The 18,853-nt window shown below is 39.4% G+C and carries 20 protein-coding genes and 1 pseudogene; 17 read left to right on the forward strand and 4 right to left on the reverse strand.

What is annotated here, in order from left to right; genetic code table 11:
- Nucleotides 1-14: 14 nt before the first annotated feature.
- Nucleotides 15-488: a DUF4844 domain-containing protein gene (locus ABLB96_RS03155; protein WP_348896915.1), complete on the forward strand. Its 474-nt coding sequence runs from the start codon at nt 15-17 to the stop codon at nt 486-488.
- A 3-nt stretch (nt 489-491) separates the two neighbouring features.
- Here ABLB96_RS03155 and ABLB96_RS03160 read toward each other — a convergent pair.
- A pseudogene (locus ABLB96_RS03160) lies at nt 492-626 on the reverse strand (sel1 repeat family protein); the annotation flags it as partial.
- 147 nt (nt 627-773) lie between these two features.
- Between ABLB96_RS03160 and ABLB96_RS03165 the strand changes: the two are divergent.
- From ABLB96_RS03165 to ABLB96_RS03185, 5 genes are read left to right on the forward strand one after another with little or no spacing between them, the layout of a single operon-like run.
- Complete coding sequence (locus ABLB96_RS03165) at nt 774-3,536, forward strand: type VI secretion system Vgr family protein (protein WP_348896914.1); 2,763 nt, start codon at nt 774-776, stop codon at nt 3,534-3,536.
- Between the two features lie 2 nt (nt 3,537-3,538).
- The gene (locus ABLB96_RS03170; RefSeq protein WP_000995943.1) at nt 3,539-4,351 is read left to right on the forward strand and encodes a hypothetical protein; all 813 of its coding nucleotides are present in this window, start codon (nt 3,539-3,541) and stop codon (nt 4,349-4,351) included.
- Nucleotides 4,348-4,758, forward strand: a complete 411-nt coding sequence (locus tag ABLB96_RS03175; protein WP_348896913.1) for a hypothetical protein — start codon at nt 4,348-4,350, stop codon at nt 4,756-4,758. Before ABLB96_RS03170 ends, ABLB96_RS03175 begins: the two co-directional genes overlap by 4 nt.
- Nucleotides 4,759-4,813: 55 nt before the next feature.
- Complete coding sequence (locus tag ABLB96_RS03180; RefSeq protein ID WP_348896921.1) at nt 4,814-5,128, forward strand: hypothetical protein; 315 nt, start codon at nt 4,814-4,816, stop codon at nt 5,126-5,128.
- Between the two features lie 25 nt (nt 5,129-5,153).
- Nucleotides 5,154-5,630, forward strand: coding sequence for a hypothetical protein (locus ABLB96_RS03185; protein ID WP_348896912.1), 477 nt, complete (start codon nt 5,154-5,156; stop codon nt 5,628-5,630).
- An 86-nt stretch (nt 5,631-5,716) separates the two neighbouring features.
- On the opposite strand, the gene ABLB96_RS03190 is transcribed toward ABLB96_RS03185, so the two are convergent.
- A complete protein-coding gene (locus tag ABLB96_RS03190) occupies nt 5,717-6,418 on the reverse strand; it encodes an SDR family NAD(P)-dependent oxidoreductase (RefSeq protein ID WP_348896911.1) in 702 nt (233 codons plus the stop codon).
- A 250-nt stretch (nt 6,419-6,668) separates the two neighbouring features.
- Here ABLB96_RS03190 and ABLB96_RS03195 point away from each other — a divergent pair, with 250 nt between their 5' ends.
- The 7 genes from ABLB96_RS03195 (at nt 6,669) to ABLB96_RS03225 (ending at nt 12,088) form a co-directional block, all read left to right on the forward strand.
- Nucleotides 6,669-7,253, forward strand: coding sequence for a TetR/AcrR family transcriptional regulator (locus ABLB96_RS03195; RefSeq protein WP_348896910.1), 585 nt, complete (start codon nt 6,669-6,671; stop codon nt 7,251-7,253).
- A 190-nt stretch (nt 7,254-7,443) separates the two neighbouring features.
- Entirely contained in the window at nt 7,444-8,640 is a 1,197-nt protein-coding gene (locus ABLB96_RS03200) for an MFS transporter (RefSeq protein WP_348896909.1), read from the forward strand.
- 487 nt (nt 8,641-9,127) lie between these two features.
- The gene (locus tag ABLB96_RS03205) at nt 9,128-9,631 is read left to right on the forward strand and encodes a DUF2867 domain-containing protein (RefSeq protein ID WP_348896907.1); all 504 of its coding nucleotides are present in this window, start codon (nt 9,128-9,130) and stop codon (nt 9,629-9,631) included.
- 80 nt (nt 9,632-9,711) lie between these two features.
- Nucleotides 9,712-10,413 (forward strand): DUF1003 domain-containing protein, encoded by a 702-nt coding sequence (locus tag ABLB96_RS03210; RefSeq protein ID WP_348896906.1) that lies wholly within the window; start codon nt 9,712-9,714, stop codon nt 10,411-10,413.
- Nucleotides 10,414-10,523: 110 nt separating this feature from the next.
- The gene (locus ABLB96_RS03215; protein WP_006582347.1) at nt 10,524-11,189 is read left to right on the forward strand and encodes an RluA family pseudouridine synthase; all 666 of its coding nucleotides are present in this window, start codon (nt 10,524-10,526) and stop codon (nt 11,187-11,189) included.
- A 111-nt stretch (nt 11,190-11,300) separates the two neighbouring features.
- A complete protein-coding gene (locus ABLB96_RS03220) occupies nt 11,301-11,681 on the forward strand; it encodes a ribonuclease E inhibitor RraB (RefSeq protein WP_348896905.1) in 381 nt (126 codons plus the stop codon).
- Between the two features lie 26 nt (nt 11,682-11,707).
- The gene (locus tag ABLB96_RS03225) at nt 11,708-12,088 is read left to right on the forward strand and encodes a nuclear transport factor 2 family protein (RefSeq protein WP_348896904.1); all 381 of its coding nucleotides are present in this window, start codon (nt 11,708-11,710) and stop codon (nt 12,086-12,088) included.
- 44 nt (nt 12,089-12,132) lie between these two features.
- Here the strand turns inward: ABLB96_RS03225 and ABLB96_RS03230 are convergent, their stop codons facing one another.
- Nucleotides 12,133-14,223, reverse strand: coding sequence for a TonB-dependent siderophore receptor (locus ABLB96_RS03230; RefSeq protein ID WP_348896903.1), 2,091 nt, complete (start codon nt 14,221-14,223; stop codon nt 12,133-12,135).
- A gap of 74 nt (nt 14,224-14,297) precedes the next feature.
- Here ABLB96_RS03230 and ABLB96_RS03235 point away from each other — a divergent pair, with 74 nt between their 5' ends.
- Complete coding sequence (locus tag ABLB96_RS03235; RefSeq protein WP_348896902.1) at nt 14,298-15,443, forward strand: heparan-alpha-glucosaminide N-acetyltransferase domain-containing protein; 1,146 nt, start codon at nt 14,298-14,300, stop codon at nt 15,441-15,443.
- Nucleotides 15,444-15,483: 40 nt separating this feature from the next.
- Here ABLB96_RS03235 and ABLB96_RS03240 read toward each other — a convergent pair whose 3' ends face one another.
- Complete coding sequence (locus ABLB96_RS03240) at nt 15,484-15,951, reverse strand: Lrp/AsnC ligand binding domain-containing protein (protein ID WP_001247568.1); 468 nt, start codon at nt 15,949-15,951, stop codon at nt 15,484-15,486.
- 136 nt (nt 15,952-16,087) lie between these two features.
- Here ABLB96_RS03240 and ABLB96_RS03245 point away from each other — a divergent pair, with 136 nt between their 5' ends.
- From ABLB96_RS03245 to ABLB96_RS03255, 3 genes are read left to right on the forward strand one after another with little or no spacing between them, the layout of a single operon-like run.
- Nucleotides 16,088-17,353, forward strand: a complete 1,266-nt coding sequence (locus ABLB96_RS03245; protein WP_077169717.1) for a D-amino acid dehydrogenase — start codon at nt 16,088-16,090, stop codon at nt 17,351-17,353.
- A 20-nt stretch (nt 17,354-17,373) separates the two neighbouring features.
- Complete coding sequence (gene alr, locus ABLB96_RS03250; RefSeq protein WP_348896901.1) at nt 17,374-18,477, forward strand: alanine racemase; 1,104 nt, start codon at nt 17,374-17,376, stop codon at nt 18,475-18,477.
- A gap of 10 nt (nt 18,478-18,487) precedes the next feature.
- Entirely contained in the window at nt 18,488-18,847 is a 360-nt protein-coding gene (locus tag ABLB96_RS03255; RefSeq protein ID WP_000071347.1) for a RidA family protein, read from the forward strand.
- Nucleotides 18,848-18,853 lie beyond the last annotated feature (6 nt).

Consider the following 18,853-nt stretch of genomic DNA (forward strand, 5'->3'; position numbering starts at 1 on the left):
AAATTAATAGAAAGATGAAAAAAATTTTAGTTTTAGTCATGGTTATCTTAAGTTCTCAAGTTTCTTGTGCACAAAAAAGTGAGAACAAAACCGAAATGAGTATTAAAAAGTCTAATTCTATTGTGATTCAACAATTAGAACAGTTCAAAACACAGGATCATTTTGCTGGAGATGGACAGCTATATACGGGTGTTCAAGAGCCTGCATTAGCTACAAGTTTAAATCACAAAGTTAGTGATACTGCGCAAGCTTTTATTGTGCTCTATCAACAAAAGAATGAGCCAACCAAGACAGAACTTTTACGTGTTCTTTCTAATGGAATCAGTCAGATCGATTCTAATATGCTTGATACAGAAGATCGAGAACAAGTGGCAACAACATTTGAAAGTTTTCTCGATATTGTAGGCTTAGAAAGTTCAGAAGGTATTTTAAATAAATGGGTATACGGTGAAGAAATTGGTAATTTATTAGAGCAGGATAAACATTAAGTTTTAATACTTCATTCTATAATTTTTAAGCATTTCTTTAGTATCCGAATCACCTACATGGGCAGTTTGTTGGAACCATTTCTTTGCCAGTTGTAGGTTTTTCGGAGTGCTTTCACTATTTAAATACATGAGAGCTAATTTTACTTTTCATATACCTGCTTAATAAGAAAACAACGTAAAACTGTATATTGAGACTGGTTACATTTTGAAAATGAGTATAAGTAGACAGATTAGTCTTTATTTAATTAAAATAGGGCTTAAATATAAGTTTGATTGATAATAAAAATGCAGATGAGTGTGTCGAGTATATTGGAACGTTTAGGCCTTGTTTCACAAAATCGTGCTGTTCATATCCAGTTCTCAAATCAGTCTTTAAATCAGCAAGTCTTCTTACAACGTATTGAAGGCGAACATACGCTTAATCAGGGCAGCGTAGCTGAGTTACTGTGCCTTTCGACCAACGCGCATATTGCATTAAAACAATTTATTGGCTGTCAGGTTGCCATCGATCAGGTCACTGACATGGGGCAGTTTTTTAGAACTACGGGCATTATTACTGAAGCGAGCCAGGGGCAAAGCGACGGTTCACTCACCATTTATAATCTCACCTTAAAAGATCCAACTGCACTCTGGCATAAACGCCGTAATAGCCGCGTATTTATGAATAAAAGCGTGCGGGATATTAGCGAAATTCTGTTTAAAGAATGGCAAGGGAAAAGTCCATTATTTGCCTCAAGCTTAACGCTCGACACGGCAGGTTTAACGAAAGACTACGATGTGCGTCCATTCGTGATGCAGTCAAACGAAAGCGATTATGACTTTTTAACCCGTTTGTGGCGTAGCGAAGGCATTAACTGGCTGGTCGATGAATCACAGCTTTTTGTTGCCGACCCGAATGCTTCTATTCAGCCACAAGTCTTGCGCTTAATTGATGATAACCAACACTATCAATCTCTTGAACGCCGTAACTTACGCTACCAACGCAGCAGTGCCACAGAACAATTCGATACCGTTACCCAAGTCAAAGCTGAGCGCCGCTTACAGCCGACGTCTGTTCATGTGCAACGCTGGCAAGCCGATGCCTTGCAACAAGAAGAAGGCAGTGGCAGCGTACAAGGCACGCAGAAACACAGCGAACATTATGACAATGCGAGCCTTAACCTTGAAGATGCATGGCACGTTAGCCCTGCGTGGATGCAGGACTTAAAAGGTGAAGACCAAGCTACCGCTTCAGGCAATAGCCAGATTGAACAGTTCAATCAGAACATTAATGCCTACCATCACCTGACCTCTAAACAGTTTACCGTTTCAGGTAACGTCCGCGATGCGCAGGTGGGTTACTGGTTTGAACTGAATGATCACCCTGAACTCGACCAGCATGACAGTGCCGATAAAGAATTTTTGATCTTAAGCAAGCACTACTACAACCAAAATAATTTACCTAAAGAATTACAACAGCAAATCGAACGCCTATTACCACAAAACAAACTTAAGGCAGCCGAACTAGACACACAAAACCCTGAGCAGCGCCACTTTGCTGAACTCAATGTCATTCGACGTAACATTAAAGCTGTCCCAGAATATAATCCGCTAGAGCACCGTCCAGAAGCTTACCCGCAGCGCGCTAAAGTCGTAGGGTTAGAAGGCGAAAGCATTCATGTCGACCAATGGGGACGCATTAAAGTCCGCTTCCTGTTTACCCGAGCTGACGACCATAGCCATGACGGTGGAGCAGGCAGTAACGACAATGACACCGACTCAGCTTGGGTCGATGTGCTGACCCCGTGGGCAGGCGCAGGTTATGGCGCGCGATTCTTACCACGTGTCGGCGAGATCGTGGTGATCGACTTCTTTGACGGCAACATTGACCGCCCGTTTGTGGTGGGACGTATTCACGAAGCTGAACGCCACCCAACCCAGTTTGACCAGAAAGGCCAATTACCTGACACTAAAAAACTCAGTGGCATCCGCTCCGAAGAAGTCGACGGTAAAGGCTTTAACCAACTCCGCTTTGATGACACCACAGGTCAAATCAGTGCTCAGCTACAAAGCAGCCATGCAGTTAGCCAACTCAACCTCGGTAACTTAAGCCATCCAAAAGACAAGGCGGAAAGTGAAGGCCGAGGTGAAGGCTTTGAACTCAGAACTGACCAATGGGGCGCGGTTCGAGCAAGCAGTGGTTTACTCATTAGCACCCATAAACAAGACCAAGCTCAAGGCGTACACCTAGACGCCGCTGAGGCCAAGCAACAAATCGAAGGTGGGCTTAGCAATGCCAAGGCACTCAGTGAAGTGGCTAAAAATCAGCAAACTGACCCGTTAGAACATTTAGAAAACCTAAAATCTTTCATTGAAAAACTTGAGCAGCAAGACAACGCAAAAGCCAAAACTTTTAAAGAGGCGATCATGCTACTGGCAAGCCCAAATAGCATTGCGATTGCGAGTAATGAAGACATTCACTTAAGTGCAGATGGGCAGCTCAACCAAACTGCGGGCGACAGCATTAACCTATCGACTCAAAAGAATTTAATCGCGCATGCCCAAAATAAAATCAGCCTTTTTGCCGCGCAAGAAGGGGCGAGACTCTATGCAGGCAAAGGTAAAGTTGAAATACAGGCACAAGGCGATGGAGCCGATTTAATTGCCCGTAAAGCTGTTCAGGTGATTTCGACTGAAGACAAAATCGAAGCGACCGCATCCAAGGAAATTGTGCTCACCGCAGGCGGCTCTCAGGTCAGAATTACTGGTTCGGGTATTTTTATGACTACAGGTGGCAAGTTTGAGGTGAAGGCTGGGCAGCATAAGTTTATGGGGGGCGGGAGTGTAAATAGTTCATTACCGTATTTACCTGAACAAGGAAAACAAAAATATGGTGTATGGTTTGATGTAATGGATAAACAAGGAAATAAACTGAAACCAGGCACGGGATATATTATTTTTGATGAAAATGATAAAGAAATTGAGCGCGGTAAGTTAGATAGAACAGGCTTGGTTAAGTTGGAAACTGAAGAGCCGAATAAGCAATATAAAATACATGTGGAAATTTAAACATGAATGATGCTGCTATAGCTTTAGAAAGCTTTGCAAAACAAACCTGCGGTCGAGCATGTGTCATGCCTCCTATACAGCCTGTTGTATTAGATGTATATAAGCAAAGTTTTACTGCATTTGTTGGTGGGGCTGCTGATAAATATCAATTTCTGGGACGTCCTTTAGATATAGATTTTCCAGATGATATTGGAGCTGGCCCTACGGGCATCATGAAATCATGTATGAGAAAATTTAAAGAAGCATCTAGCTCACAAATAACTAAAGCTAAATTTGAATATTATGGTTATGAAGAGGCTTATAGTACTGATAGTGTGGTTAAGCGATATAGAGGAAAACTTTTATTAAATTTACTTACAGATATCAAAAATATTTTAAAAGAAGAACCAAATACACAGATCAATTTAGTGGGCCATAGTTTAGGAGGATGGAATGTTGCAGGATTATCAGAAGAATTATCTAAAGCGAAAATCTGCACAGTTCATACTCTGATAACAATAGATCCTGTAGGGATTAGACTTAGCAAAAGTGGCGTTGGAAATGATCGTGCTCGTATTTATTATTTAGAGCCAGACCCAGTTGCGAAAAAATGGATTAATATCTTTTCTCAACCTTTAAAGAACTATAGGGATGATTATATAGCAATCTTAGGTGGCCGATGGAACGATGATGATACGGCAAAAGCTAATTTTAATAGTGTTTCTACCTATCATCATGGAGAAGCATCTGAAATGTTTTTTGAAAAAAAGTTTTTGGAAAATAAAATGTCAGCTTCAGATCTTTTAGTTTCTGAGTTAAAAAAGGTTATAAAATGAGAAAAAAATTATTTTTATTGAGTTCCTTGTTTTTAATAGGTTGTAGTGAGAGTTTTTCAAACTTCACAATAGATAATGTAGTTAAAAGTAATGAAAAGTTAAATTTTTCTATTAATTTTAAGAACAATGAAGTTCTGGATAAAGTAAAAGAATCATCATCAAAAAAAATAGTTTGCAAAAATACTGCTAATAACAACCAAATGTTGGATGCTTATATAGATAAGATTGAAAATAAAAAAATTGATGTATCTGTAGAATTCTGCGCAAATAATGATAATAGAAGCTGTGAACCTGTAGATCTCAGTTCAGTTAAAAAAATCAATTTAGAATGCCAAGCCATTTTCTCTGCAATGATTGGTAATGTCTCTAAATCAGAAAAATTTCCAATTGTATGGGAAGAAAAATAAGTTGTTTAAAAATCTGAAACTTAAATTAGTAACTTTGGGTGTGCCATTGTTGGTTATGACAGGGTGTGGTCACGAATATACAATTGAACCTGATAATCTTCCAGTAGCCTATGTAGGAAAGGCATATAATCAGCAATTGAAAATCATAGGTGGTAAAGTCTCGGAACAACATTTTGAATTAACTCCTAATATTCCAGAAAATCAGGGAATTCAAATTACTCCAGTAGATGATATAGATGGATACAATCATATAAAAATAGAGGGTATTCCTAAATATAAAGGAAGATACAAAATTTTAATTAATACATATTTTTATGGACGAGGCGATGACAAACTAACTAAGACCTATGAATTTATAGTTAAAGAGTAAAAGGTATTTTTAATAAGAAGTGGATATGAAAAAGAATTTATTAATTACCGTACTAATTTTACTTTTTATCATACAGTCTTTATTAAATTATTACTTCTGGAGTCGTACAAAGACACCCGAAATTCATGTTTTAGAAAAACCTTTAAAGATATATTCGTTTGAAGGTAAATATTCGAAAAATAGTACTTTACCAGAATATTATATTTTGCCAGAAGGTACAGTTTTATATGATGATAGTGACTCTTTGAACAGAAGGGTTATGGTTTACTTTAATTTGCAAGGGGTGGATTTTAATTTCGAAGAACAAGATCCTGATATTTTAAAACAACCTAGTGAAGTTAGTGCTATAAGATCAACGGACTTGCCTGATTTACTAAAAGAAATTCCTCTGACTAAAAAAGATATTTATTTAATTATTAAACATGATGAAGGTATCAATGATTCTGTACGCTCTATTTTCTTTAAAAAATACAAAATTGATCCTTCAGAGTATGGGAAATAATTAAATAATTCTGATACTTATACACATCAATTTTAAAATTTAAGAAAAGCGTAATTGATTACGCTTTTTCTGCCATAAGAAATGGTTTAAGCAGCTTGAATTGCTTCTCCACAAAGAGAAACAGTTTCTTGTTTATGTTGGTGTAGGTACCAGAACTGCTCAGCAATCGTTTCTGGATGTACTGTGTAAGTCTTATCTTTTGCTTCAGGGCTTCCATCTACAAAACCATTTACAATGACTTGGCTCACGTAAACATTTGAGTCAGCAAGACTATGAGCAAGTAAGTTGGTGGTTTTATATTGAGCGGCAGCGGTAGTTGCTAAGGATGAATATTCTTTGGCAACCAAATCTATGCCCACTGCATCGAAAGCAAAAATCCCGTTTGTCGATAAAATACTGCCATGATTCTTTTCTAAATCACGTAAGCAAGCTTGTACTGTAGCAATATAGCTCGAAACGCGAATATGAAAGCTTTTGGTAAGCTCTAGCGGAGGAGTTTTTAATATATTGCCTTCGATATCATGGAACGCATTCCAATGAATATTTTTAATCTCTCCTAATTGATCTTTAATACGTTTGATAAGACTTGGTATGTTTTCAAGAACTGCTAAATCAGAGCTAAAAGCATAAGCTTCAATACCTTGTGCTTTAAGTTCTAAAATGGCCTGTTCGAGTTTTTCAGCATTACGTGCCACTAAACCGATTTTATAGCCTTCTTTACCAAACTTGTGTGCTACGGCTTTGGAAATACCTGTTCCATAACCAAAAATTATAATATTGTTGTTCATTATAAAGTTCCAAAGAAACCAATTATTTGGTTAGAAATAGTTTATAATATGTTTTTATAATGTATTCAAGCGAAAAAATTAAATCTAAAAATAATGCAGAAAGAACAAGACAAAAATATGAAAAACAGTCATCAATCAGTTTGGTTTGAATAGCCCAGATGGCGTAGCTTTTATTAAATATTTTTAATTTGACTTCTCAATCTTCCTATCATAAATTAATTGGAATGATCGTTCCTGTTAAGTGTATTTTATGCGAACCAAAGAATTTGAAACCGATGAAATTGCTGATGCTGCTATGCAAGTTTTTTGGCGTCGCGGTTATGCTGCAACGTCAGTTCAAGACTTGGTTGATGGTACGGGACTATCTAGAAGTAGCCTTTACAGTACCTTTCAAAGTAAGCAGGGGCTTTATCAAAAGGCATTACAACGCTATGAAATTTTAACCACACTTAAAAATGTAGAGTTGTTGACCGGTTCTGGTTCACCAAAAGCACTGATTCGGCAATTACTTGTAAATATTGTTGAAGATGAACTGAATGATTCAGAGCACAAGGGCTGCCTCGTCGCAAATGCCTGTTTGGAACTGGCTGGACATGATGAAGATGTCTCCAAATTCGTTATAAGTAATTTACAGAAAATACAGCATGCTTTAGAGAATTTGTTTATTAAAGCTCAACAAGCTGGTGAAATTGCTTCTACCCAAAACCCACGTGCATTAGCGAGTTTTTTTGTAAATACTATTCAAGGTTTACGTGTTCTAGGGAAAGGCAGTCCGCTTGAACAAAGAAAGCAATCTTTAATGGATGTGGTCGAGATTGCTTTAAACGTTTTATAAAACTCATTTAAACCTTAACTATTGTTGAGTTGGAATAGTTAAGGTTTTTATTTGACTTAAATTGGAATGATCATTCCAAAATAATGATTTTTAGTTTACATGGAGAACAAATGTCTTCCCATCCTAACCTTATAAAACAAGCATATAGCTATGCAGAGCAAGTCCGCTGCGAATTTAAGAGTAAACCTTTATGAATATTAAGTGTGATGAAACAACTCATCAGTTAACTGATGAATTCTCTGCTTTACCGATTTGGAAACTGTTGGCTTTTACAGTTGCAGGCTTTCTGACCATCATGACAGAAACCATGCCAGCAGGGCTGTTGCCCCAAATTAGTCAAGGGTTACATATTTCAGAAGCTTACGCAGGGCAACTAATAGCAGTGTATGCATTAGGTTCGGTTTTAGCGGCAATACCTCTGATTAGTCTTACCCGTAGTTGGAACCGGAGACCCTTATTACTCAGTGCTATGGCGGGTTTACTTTTATTTAATGCGATTACTGCCTTATCAAACGATTATATTTTGACTTTGATTGCTCGTTTTATTGCAGGTATGGCAGCGGGTGTTATATGGGGGCTTTTAGCGGGTTATGTAAGACGCATGGTTTCACCCTCCTACCAAGGACGAGCTTTAGCAATTGCTGGGGTTGGGCAGCCAATTGCTTTGGCGATTGGTGTTCCTTTGGGTGCATGGTTGGGAACCTTGTTTGAATGGCGTGGCGTATTTTGGATCATGTCTTTATTGGCATTGATTTTATTAATCTGGATTCGTTTTAGTATTCCTAATTTTGCGGGGCAGTCAGCACAAAAAAGATTGCCTATTTTAAAAGTTCTTTTCATACCAGGCATTAGAGCTATTTTATTAGTTGTCTTTCTTTGGATATTGGCGCATAGCATTCTCTATACCTATATTTCACCTTTTTTGGCCTCGACAGGGCAGACATACAAAGTTGAGACCGTCCTTTTTATCTTTGGTATTTCTTCTATAGTGGGCATTTTACTTACGGGCATGTTTATCGACCGTTCATTAAGAAAAATAACGCTTTTGAGCTTATTTATCTTTGCAATCGCAACAGCGGTGTTGGGCGTTTATAGTTCTTCAAGTTTTGTCATGCTCACGGGTGTAATGTTATGGGGAATCACTTTTGGTGGGGCTCCTACATTATTACAAACAGCCTTGGCAAATACTGCGGGTCACGAAGCAGATGTGGCCCAATCTATGTTGGTCACTGTATTTAACCTTGCGATCGCATTCGGTGGAATGATTGGCGGAGGACTGCTTGAAAGTTTTGGGGCAGCTTCTTTTCCGTGGTTCATGCTGGTTTTTGCCTTTATCGCGTTATGTACCGTTTACCATGCCCGTAAAGATGGTTTTACTTCTTCATAAAAGATTTTGCCCTTCATGACTAAAGAAATGAAGGGTAATTTGCTTTTTATAGTCTGGTACCCTATTGATCAAAACAGTTGATACTTTGGTAAAATAAACCGAAAAATATAAATAAAGTGGAATTTAAATATAATTAATTATTGGTAAATGGGAATATATTCTCTTAAATATACTTGATGTCGTAAAAATTCCCAAAAATAGTGAAAATTAGCTTTTCTTAGAAAAACAATCCCGCAGGGTGCTGGCTAAACTATATCTCAAGGGTGTGATAGGGATCGAAAAGAGTAGCATGCACCAAAACGTATAACGTTAGTGTGTACTCACCCAAAAGGTCTCGATTCGGCTTAGGACGCTATAGATCAAAAGTTTATAGGCACAAGGTTATGACTTACAAAGTTATGATTGTTGAAGTAAACCATAGATGTTTTCCCTTGACACCCTAAAAAATTCTCTATAATAAAAATGATACTTTACAAGAATATAATTCATGAATAAGCCTTATCTCTCTGCGCTACCTCCTGACAGTCAAATCTCATCTCAATTGAACAATGCCTACTTCCACGACTCTTGGAGTATTGTGCTTGGTCAACCCGACCTGAATGTATTTGAGCAGCTTATTAAAATGTTTCAGCATACTCCGCATTGGATAGAGTGGAGCATGAATATGCGTAATAAAATTACTTCAAAGATCGGGCTTAAAGATTTAGGAAGTTTTAAGAAAATCGATTCGAATAAAAAAGAAAATGAGTATGTCGCAGGTGACCGAATTGGAATTTTTACCTTGCGACAACGTACTGAAAATGAGTTAGTGATTGGCGACGATGACAAGCATTTGAATGTAACTTTATCTGTTTATAAGAATGAAAAGACCCAAGTATTGACCATAACCACTGTGGTACATCTTAAAAATTGGCTTGGTCGGCTTTATATGGTGCCCGTGATTCCTGCACATCGAAAAATAGTGCCAGCAACTTTACAAATATTGGGTTAAAGCATTATTTTTATTTACGATATCCCTGTCGGAAATCATTTATATAATATTCTTATCATTATAATTGCGAGCTGAATAACATGGAGAATAAAAACCAGTGTCGCCAATGCGCCGTATGTGGGAAAAATTTCCCGTTAAAAGACCTAGTCTCTGGCGAAGTCATTCGAAGTGTGATTAGTGAAGAAATTATTCAAGATCATCCGGACTGGTCTTTTTCAAGCTTTATTTGTCGAGCCGATCTGGCAGATTATCGAATTAAATACGTTCAATCACTGCTACGTTCTGAAAAGGGCGAACTCTCTAATTTAGAAAATGAAGTGATTGGTAGTATGCAACGCCAAGAGTTAATTAGTCGAAATACCGAATCTGATTTTGATCAAAAATGGACGTTTGGAGAAAGATTAGCAGATAAGATTGCAACATTCGGTGGTAGTTGGGCTTTTCTTATTTGTTTTGCTATTTTTTTAACGGCTTGGATTATTTTAAATACGGTTGTGATGGTGACACGTCCAGTCGACCCGTATCCCTTTATTTTACTGAACTTGGTATTGTCATGTTTGGCTGCAATTCAGGCGCCTATTATTATGATGAGCCAGAACCGTCAAGAAGCCAAAGATCGACTGCGCTCTCAGCATGACTATCAAATTAATTTAAAAGCTGAACTTGAGATTCGCCATTTGCATGAAAAAATGGACCATCTTTTATCGCATCAGTGGGAAAGGCTTACACATATTCAAGAAATTCAGCTCGATCTTTTAGCTGAAATGAATAAAAAACGATAAAGATTTTCCGAGTTTCACGTGGAACATGATGAGAGCTTATAGATTGTTTTGCGGTAGGTCAGAAATTTCTTTATGATTTGCCGCCATGCTCCATTGCTGTTTCGACGACCATGCCTTTAAACGACAACTTTGTTTACGCTCCGCCACAAGATCCACTTTCAATTTTATTTGAAGATGACGACTTGATTGTGGTTGATAAACCTGCGGGTTTGTTGTCGGTCATGGGACGTTTACCTGAGCATCATGACAGTGCTTATTTAAGGGTGCTGGAAAAGTTCCCTTTAGCTAAGGTGACGCATCGTTTAGATATGGCGACATCGGGCTTACTTATGTTTGCTAAGCATCGTGATGCAGAAGTTGCGGTAAGTAAAATGTTTCAGGCTAGAACAGTCAAAAAACATTATATTGCTTTGGTGCAAGGCCAAGTCGCACAAGAGGGTAGTGTTGAAGTTCCGCTCATTACTGACTGGGAAAATCGCCCGAGACAAATTGTACATTTTGAATTAGGCAAACATGCTAAAACCTTGTTTCAGCCTCTCACCTATGATGAAAACACTGATCAAACTCGCGTGTTGCTTGAACCAGTCACAGGCCGTTCGCACCAGCTACGTGTGCACATGATGCATATTGGACATCCAATTATGGGCGACAAGCTGTATCATCCTGAACCAAAACGTTTTCATTTAAGCCGTATGGCTTTACATGCGGCCTATCTGGCTTTTCAGCATCCATTGAAAGGCACAGATGTAGTGATTGAATCGCAAGTACCGTTTTAAAAATTAAAATTTGATGCAATTCGCAACTGAATACATATCCAAACTGCAATAAAAGTCGGGTATTCTAAGTCCGAATAATATTAATACCGCGACAACAACAAGGATCACATTATGACTCGTGACTACGAACAATTTCCAGATGACGATAACGGCAATGTACTTTGGCAAATGGCTGAAGATGGGGATGATTTAACCGAGTTGCATGAAATTGAATTTTCAATTGCTTTTCATGACCAGAAAAATGCAGAGCAATGTGCACTTTATTTACTTTACCAAGAACAAAAAGTTTCACTTTTCCAAGATGACTCTGTTGAGCCAAATGAATGGGTAATTACCATCTTTGTTAACATGGAACCTGAGTATTCAGACATTGTTGACTTAGAGCAATGGTTTGCCAGCATCGCTGAAAAATTTCAGGGTGAATATGACGGATGGGGCTGTATGGCCTATGTCTTCGAAGAAGAAACTGAAGAAGATGACCTGTTACAGTAAGGTCTAAAAAAGAGTAGGAGATAATCATGGGCCTATCTCAAAAACAAATTGCGGTAAGGTTTTTAGAGCTTGCCGCAGCAGGCGAAGTTGATGAAGCCTATAGCAATTACCCAGCACCCAACTTCAAGCATCACAATCCTTATTATGCAGGCGATGCGATTTCTTTGAAGGAAGGAATGCGTGAAAGTGCGGCTGAAAATCCTAATAAAGTTTTTGATGTTCAGCATGTGATTGAAGATGGTACTTTAGTCGCTGTACATTCGAAACTTGAAATGCAAATGAACGGCAAAGCCACCATTGTGGCTGTGGTTCATATTTGCCGTTTTGAAAATGGAAAAATTGCTGAGCTTTGGGATATCGGGCAAATGCAGCCCGAACCGCTTGTGAATGAAAATGGCATGTTCTAATAAAAAGCCCGAACACTTTCGGGCTTTTTTATTTTAGAGATGAATTAAAACTTCCACTGAGCCGAAATTGAGGCATTTAATGGTTCACCCGGTTGAATCCATAAATCGCTATAGCTCGAGACATAGTAAGTTTTATCAAACAGGTTGTTTACATTCAGCTGATAGCGTAAGCGGTCAGATGGCGCATAGTAAGCATTTAAGTTCACGAGGGTATAGCTTGGTAAATTAAAGCCATTATCAAGGTTATGTCCACTACGCTCGCCCACATAGGTAAGATTGGCGCCTACACCTGCTTTTCTTGCACCTTCTTGTAGAAACTCATAATTGGTGCTTATTGCACCTTGGTGTTTTGGCACATTGCTCAGACGAGCACCTTTTGCCAAGTCTTGGTCTTTTTCAATTTGAGCATCGGTATAACTATAGTTGGCATTGATGAACCAACGGTCATTGATCTGGCTATTTAAGTCAAACTCAATTCCTTTACTGCTCACTTCGCCTGCTGCGGTTTGAAAGTTGCTGTCGATTGGGTCTGTTGTGAGTACATTTCGCTTTTTCATTTTAAACAAAGCGAGACTCAGCACACTTTGGTCATTCATTTTATATTTAGTACCAATCTCATAGCTTTCACCTTTTTCAGGAGCAAAAGTCTGACCATTTCGGTTCATACCACTATTCATGGCGAATGAGCGACCATAGTTGCTATAAAACGCCCATTGGTCAGAGGCTTTAAAATTTACTCCGAAACGTGGACTATTTTGATGAAGTGTCTGGTTGCTTTCAGTCTGAGTCAGGTGATTTTTAAAGTCTTGTTCGACCTGATCAAAACGGTTGCCGAATAACACGCTCCACTGGTCATTAAAGAATATCTGGTCTTGTACATTAAGCGCAAAGTAACGCTGCTGTTCTTTGGTGTTGGTAAATGGGGCTAGGTTTGGTAAATATTTGCCGTATTCAGGCTGGTAAATATCAATTATGTTTGGTGAACTTGTGCTGTGATTACGACGAAGCTGGTTTTGCTGATAGTCAAGTTGACCAAGTTCGGTTGAAAGTAAAATTTCATGGCGAGCCCACGACGTATCAACCTTGCCAAGTAACTCTGTCTGAGCCAGAACATCTTCACTCGTATAATCACGATAGCGGCGTTGACGCTCTAAAGTACGTCCATCGGCTTGCATACGCCGTGGTTCGGTTGCAAAGCCGACCATTTTGGCGTCTTTATAACTAACCGCACTATTTAGCTTCCAGTCAGGGTTAAATTCGTGACTCAGACGTAATTGGTAAAAGTAATCTTTTATTTTCAAATCACCATCGTCAGGTTCACCTGTAAAGGTTTTCGGGTCCATCACAAACTGATGATTGACTGTGCTTACACCACGGTCAAAGGTTCCTTTGTGCTCTGTAAATTCACTATCAAAATCGAGTTGCGTTTGGTCTGAAATTTTCCATGTAAGCTGTGGTGAAAAGAACCAGCGTTCACTACTGACATGATCACGAAAGCTTTGATTATCTTCATGAGCCACTGCTACACGATAGGCCAGTTCATCGTTAATAGGCGCGGTATGCTCTAGACTAATTCGATATTGTTCTTGGGTATTGGCACGCAGGTTAAGTTCACTTTCGCTTTCCCATTGTGGTTTTTTACTGTTGAGGTTAAGCAACCCCCCTGTTTCGCCGCGGCCATATAGCGCAGCCATCGGCCCTTTTAAAAACTCTAAAGATTCAATGTTTACTACATCTTTTGGAGCACTGATCCCTCGGTTGACACTCAAGCCGTTACGGATCATAGAGGCACCTAAGTTGGGGTCGGTACTAAAACCACGGAAAGAGTAGTTATCCCAAAAACCGCCACCAAAACTGTTTTGATGAAAAACCCCACTCACCAAGCTTAATGCGTCATCAATCCGCTGTACGTCTTGTTGTTCCATCATTTGTTTAGAAACATAAGCACGATTAAAAGGGACATCTAAAACATCGTGAGAAAATTTAGTCGCCGAGCTATTTTGGCTCACATCTTCTTGGGTGCTTTCAGCCTGAACGCGTATGGTCTCAAGTACCGTTGACGTTTCTTCTGCCCAAGTAAATGTTGATATAAATGATAGACCTAACGAAGACAACAATCCTAATTTGTGTTGCATAAATAATCAGCCATGAAAGACAAAAGAATCATAATGTAATAGTATAACGTTACATTATTTTATTGATTACCGCCATGTCTATAGAAAAAAATATTGAACGTTTACAGTCGATTGATGCATTGCGTGGTTTAGTCATCATGATTATGTTGCTCGACCATGTAAGAGAAACTTTCTATTTACATAAACAGGTTACCGACCCAATGGACGTAACAGTAACAGAACCAGCATTATTTGGCAGTCGGTTATTGGCACATATTTGCGCTCCGGTTTTTGTACTTTTAACGGGTATCTCTGCTTTTTTATTTCAATCAAAAAAACAAGACTTACGACAAACGCGCGCTTTTCTATTAAAACGTGGCTTATTTTTGATTGTGCTAGAGCTTACCTTTGTGAATTTTGCATGGACAGCCACTTTTCCACCCGAAGTCATTTATTTACAGGTAATTTGGGCGATCGGTATTAGCATGGTGGTGCTAGCTTGCTGTGTAAGTTTGCCTTTGCCAGTCCTTGCTGGGGTAGCGTTAATCATTATTTTTGGGCATAACTTGCTAGATTCTGTGCACTTCTCACAAGGTTTTCTACAAAATATATGGTTCGTTTTACATGAACGTGGCTGGCTTGAGTTTGCTGGTATTAAGCTTCGTACAAGCTATCCGGTTTTACCTTGGATAGGGGTAATTTTATTAGGCTACGTTTTAGGCCAGTTGTTTAGTTCTAAATATACAGCAAAGCAAAGAAGCCGCGCTTTAGTCAGTCTTGGTTTAGCAAGTATCGGGTTGTTTATTTTACTGCGTTTTATCAACGTCTATGGTGACCAGCCTTGGCAGCATTTTGAGTCATTACAACTGAGCCTCATGAGCTTTTTTAACCTCACCAAGTATCCGCCGTCTTTATTGTTTATTTTGCTGAATATTGGAATTGGCTTACTTGTGTTGGTTGCTTTTGAACGGATGCAGCAATATTCATTTCTAAAACCATTGGTCGTGTTTGGCTCGGTGCCGATGTTCTTTTATTTACTGCACTTATATGTGCTGAAACTGATTTATGTGTTTGCGTTAAGTGTATGGGGAGCTAACTATGGAAGTTATTTGTCGGTCAACCATGTATGGATGCTGTGGCTAATCACGATTGTACTGTCTTTTGCACTCTATCCAGCAGTTAAATGGTTCTCGAAATTCAAACATCAAAATAAACATATTTCGATTTTAAAATATTTCTAATGTTCAAAACATGAGTAAAGCGAGTTTAAGAATACTCGCTTTACTTGCTTACATCTAAATACAGAGTTTCTTTCACTTCTTCCATAACCACATAACTGTGTGAGGATGCCGAAGCGGGGAGTTTCTTTAAAAGATCTCCCAATAAGCGGCGATATGCGCTCATTTCTTTTAAACGGGCTTTTACAAGGTAGTCAAATTCACCTGAAATAAGGTGACATTCAAGCACTTCAGGAATCTCAACCAAGTCTCTGGCGACTTGGTCAAATACATCGCCTGATTTGGCAGATAACTTAATTTCTAAAAAGACGAGAAGGTTACGGTCTACGTAAGCTGGGTTTAGACGGGCGTAATAACCCATGATAATGCCATCGCGCTCAAGGCGTTTTACACGCTCTGAACAGGGGGTGGTAGAGAGGTTGACTCTCGATGCCAATTCACTAATCGCAATTCGTCCTTCACGCTGCAAAATGTCCAGAATCATGCGATCTATACGATCTAAGGGGCGCATAGATATTTCCTCTTTTTTTTAAATTCTCGCGAGAAAAACATAAATTTACCTAGATTATACCCTGAAAAACAGTGAAATAAACTATTGAAGCAGAAATATACTAGTGAAATAAACTGGTGTGCGTGAGGGAATGGAAATGCGCGTAATTGTTTTAGGTAGCGGCGTTATTGGAGTGGCAAGTGCCTATTATCTAGCTCAACAAGGAGCTGAGGTTACTGTTCTCGATCGTCAGTCAGGTCCTGCTGAAGAGACAAGTTTTGGTAACGCAGGGCAAATTTCGCCTGGGTATTCGACCCCTTGGGCAGCACCAGGAATTCCTTTTAAAGCTGTGAAGTGGATGTTCCAACACCATGCACCGCTTGCCATTAATTTAGATGGCAGCATGTGGCAATTACAGTGGATGGCACAAATGCTGAAAAACTGTAATCCACAAAGTTATGCTGTAAACAAAGAACGTATGATGCGTGTGGCTGAATACAGCCGTGACTGCTTACGTGAACTTAGAAAAGACACAGGTATTCATTACGAAAACCGTGCTAAAGGCACGTTGCAGTTATTCCGTAAAGAAGCACAAATGGAAGCGGTTCAACGCGACATTAGTGTGCTACAAGAGTGCGGCGTAAGCTACGAATTATTAAATGGCAATGAGCTTGGTCGTGTAGAACCTGCTTTGGCAAATGCACAAGATAAATTGGTGGGTGGTTTACATTTACCAAATGACGAAACAGGTGACTGTTATTTATTTACCAATGCTTTAGCACAAATTGCTAAAGAGTTGGGTGTTAACTTCCAGTTCAACCAGAACGTAGAAAAATTGATTGTTGAAGGCGATCAAATTAAGGGCGTTCAGGTCAATGGTAAGGTCTTAACCGCAGATCGTTATGTTTTAGCGTTTGGTAGCTATTCACGTGATTTCTTGAAACCACTTGATCTACAGTTACCTGTATATCCTGTGAAAGGGTACTCGTTGACGATTCCTATTGTTGACCCAGCTTTTGCTCCGCAATCTACAGTGCTTGATGAAACCTACAAAATTGCGATTACTCGTTTTGACCAACGTATTCGCGTAGGTGGGATGGCAGAGTTAAGCGGCTTTAACTTAGGTCTAAACGAAGATCGCCGTGCAACCTTGCAAATGGTGACTCAGGACTTGTTCCCGGGTGGTGATATGGCGCAGGCGTCTTTCTGGACTGGTTTACGTCCAATGACTCCAGACAGTACTCCAATTATTGGTGCGACTCGCTTTAAAAATCTGTTCTTGAATACAGGTCACGGGACTTTAGGTTGGACCATGGCGTGTGGTTCAGGAAAATTAATCAGTGACATCGTATTGAATCATAAGACTGATATCAGTACCGATGGTCTTTCAATTCAGCGTTATTCACACGCGCACGCGGCATAACGGACGTTAGGAAATTCATCATGCCTCGTCCTATTACCGCAGTGATCCACCGTCAAGCCTTACAAAATAACTTGGCGGTGGTACGCAAGGCTATGCCAAACAGTAAGGTCTTTGCCGTTGTAAAAGCCAATGCTTATGGACATGGAATTGAACGTGTTTATGAAGCATTTAAAGCGGCAGATGGTTTTGCCTTACTTGATCTTGATGAAGCAAAACGAATTCGTGCTCTAGGTTGGACAGGTCCAATTTTATTGCTTGAAGGGATTTTTTCTCCTCAAGACTTATTTGATTGTGTGCAGTATCAACTTAGTTTCACCATTCATAGTGAAGTGCAAATTGAGTGGGTAGAAAAGCATCCTTATGCAGCCCAATTTGATGTTTTCTTAAAAATGAACAGTGGTATGAACCGTCTTGGTTTTAAACCCCAAAACTATGTTCAGGCTTGGGAACGTTTAAATAACTTGGCAAATGTGTCTAAGATTACGCACATGACGCATTTTTCAGATGCAGATGCCGATCGTTTTGGGCAGCAGGGTATTGATTATCAAATTACTGCCTTTGAAGAAATTGTTAAGGATTTAACGGGTGAAAGATCGGTAAGTAATAGTGCGGCAATTCTGCGCTATCAAGACCAGCTCAAATCAGATTATGCACGTAGCGGCATTATGCTTTATGGCAGCTCGCCAGACTACCCGACCCATAGTATTGCGGATTGGGGCTTACAACCGACCATGAGCTTACGCAGTGAAATTATTTCTGTTCAGCATTTGGAGCCGAATGAAAGCGTAGGTTATGGCTCAAACTTTGTCGCAGAGCAGCCCATGACGATTGGGGTTGTTGCTTGTGGCTATGCCGATGGTTATCAACGTATTTCACCAACAGGTACGCCTGTGTTAGTGGACTCTATTCGCACTCGTACAGTTGGCCGTGTCAGCATGGACATGTTGGCAGTCGATTTAACGGGCATTGAGAGTGCCAAAGTCGGCAGTGAAGTCGTACTTTGGGGTCAATCAAGTACAGGTGTCGTCTTACCTATTGATGATGTCGCAGTTACATCCGGTACGGTGGGTTATGAACTGATGTGTGCTGTCACCGCCCGTGTTCAATTTATTAATCAGGTATAAGGAAATTCGAATGTCTAATTCAGATATACAAAAAATTAACACCAACGAAGTCATGAGCGCCGTGACTGTTTTTAACAAAGTAGTTTATTTGTCAGGTCAGGTACCTAAAAATACCGAGCAAGACGTGGCAGGCCAAACTCGTGAAATTCTTGCAACGATTGATGAACTTTTGGCATTAGCCAATACCGACAAATCTCGTTTGCTCTCTGCACAGCTTTATTTAAAAAATCTTTCTGACTTTTCAACTGTAAATGCAATTTGGGTTGATTGGTTAAAAGGGTGTGTTGCTCCATCGCGTGCCACAATTCAGGCCGATTTGGTTAATCCAGACTGGCTCATTGAAATTGCCGTGACGGCAGCACAAAAGTAATTCGTT

The organism is Acinetobacter sp. XH1741, from assembly GCF_041021895.1.
Taxonomy (GTDB): Bacteria; Pseudomonadota; Gammaproteobacteria; order Pseudomonadales; family Moraxellaceae; genus Acinetobacter.

What these genes read in the sequence shown, in the direction of transcription:
- ABLB96_RS03175 (WP_348896913.1), top strand. Translation starts at nt 4,348, where the DNA reads ATGAGAAAAAAATTATTTTTATTGAGTTCCTTGTTTTTAATAGGTTGT.
- ABLB96_RS03195 (WP_348896910.1), top strand. Translation starts at nt 6,669, where the DNA reads ATGCGAACCAAAGAATTTGAAACCGATGAAATTGCTGATGCTGCTATG.
- ABLB96_RS03230 (WP_348896903.1), bottom strand. Translation starts at nt 14,223, where the DNA reads ATGCAACACAAATTAGGATTGTTGTCTTCGTTAGGTCTATCATTTATA.
- ABLB96_RS03225 (WP_348896904.1), top strand. Translation starts at nt 11,708, where the DNA reads ATGGGCCTATCTCAAAAACAAATTGCGGTAAGGTTTTTAGAGCTTGCC.
- alr (WP_348896901.1), top strand. Translation starts at nt 17,374, where the DNA reads ATGCCTCGTCCTATTACCGCAGTGATCCACCGTCAAGCCTTACAAAAT.
- ABLB96_RS03205 (WP_348896907.1), top strand. Translation starts at nt 9,128, where the DNA reads ATGAATAAGCCTTATCTCTCTGCGCTACCTCCTGACAGTCAAATCTCA.
- ABLB96_RS03190 (WP_348896911.1), bottom strand. Translation starts at nt 6,418, where the DNA reads ATGAACAACAATATTATAATTTTTGGTTATGGAACAGGTATTTCCAAA.
- ABLB96_RS03165 (WP_348896914.1), top strand. Translation starts at nt 774, where the DNA reads ATGCAGATGAGTGTGTCGAGTATATTGGAACGTTTAGGCCTTGTTTCA.
- ABLB96_RS03220 (WP_348896905.1), top strand. Translation starts at nt 11,301, where the DNA reads ATGACTCGTGACTACGAACAATTTCCAGATGACGATAACGGCAATGTA.
- ABLB96_RS03240 (WP_001247568.1), bottom strand. Translation starts at nt 15,951, where the DNA reads ATGCGCCCCTTAGATCGTATAGATCGCATGATTCTGGACATTTTGCAG.
- ABLB96_RS03255 (WP_000071347.1), top strand. Translation starts at nt 18,488, where the DNA reads ATGTCTAATTCAGATATACAAAAAATTAACACCAACGAAGTCATGAGC.
- ABLB96_RS03245 (WP_077169717.1), top strand. Translation starts at nt 16,088, where the DNA reads ATGCGCGTAATTGTTTTAGGTAGCGGCGTTATTGGAGTGGCAAGTGCC.
- ABLB96_RS03215 (WP_006582347.1), top strand. Translation starts at nt 10,524, where the DNA reads ATGCCTTTAAACGACAACTTTGTTTACGCTCCGCCACAAGATCCACTT.
- ABLB96_RS03235 (WP_348896902.1), top strand. Translation starts at nt 14,298, where the DNA reads ATGTCTATAGAAAAAAATATTGAACGTTTACAGTCGATTGATGCATTG.
- ABLB96_RS03200 (WP_348896909.1), top strand. Translation starts at nt 7,444, where the DNA reads ATGAATATTAAGTGTGATGAAACAACTCATCAGTTAACTGATGAATTC.
- ABLB96_RS03210 (WP_348896906.1), top strand. Translation starts at nt 9,712, where the DNA reads ATGGAGAATAAAAACCAGTGTCGCCAATGCGCCGTATGTGGGAAAAAT.
- ABLB96_RS03170 (WP_000995943.1), top strand. Translation starts at nt 3,539, where the DNA reads ATGAATGATGCTGCTATAGCTTTAGAAAGCTTTGCAAAACAAACCTGC.
- ABLB96_RS03155 (WP_348896915.1), top strand. Translation starts at nt 15, where the DNA reads ATGAAAAAAATTTTAGTTTTAGTCATGGTTATCTTAAGTTCTCAAGTT.
- ABLB96_RS03185 (WP_348896912.1), top strand. Translation starts at nt 5,154, where the DNA reads ATGAAAAAGAATTTATTAATTACCGTACTAATTTTACTTTTTATCATA.
- ABLB96_RS03180 (WP_348896921.1), top strand. Translation starts at nt 4,814, where the DNA reads ATGACAGGGTGTGGTCACGAATATACAATTGAACCTGATAATCTTCCA.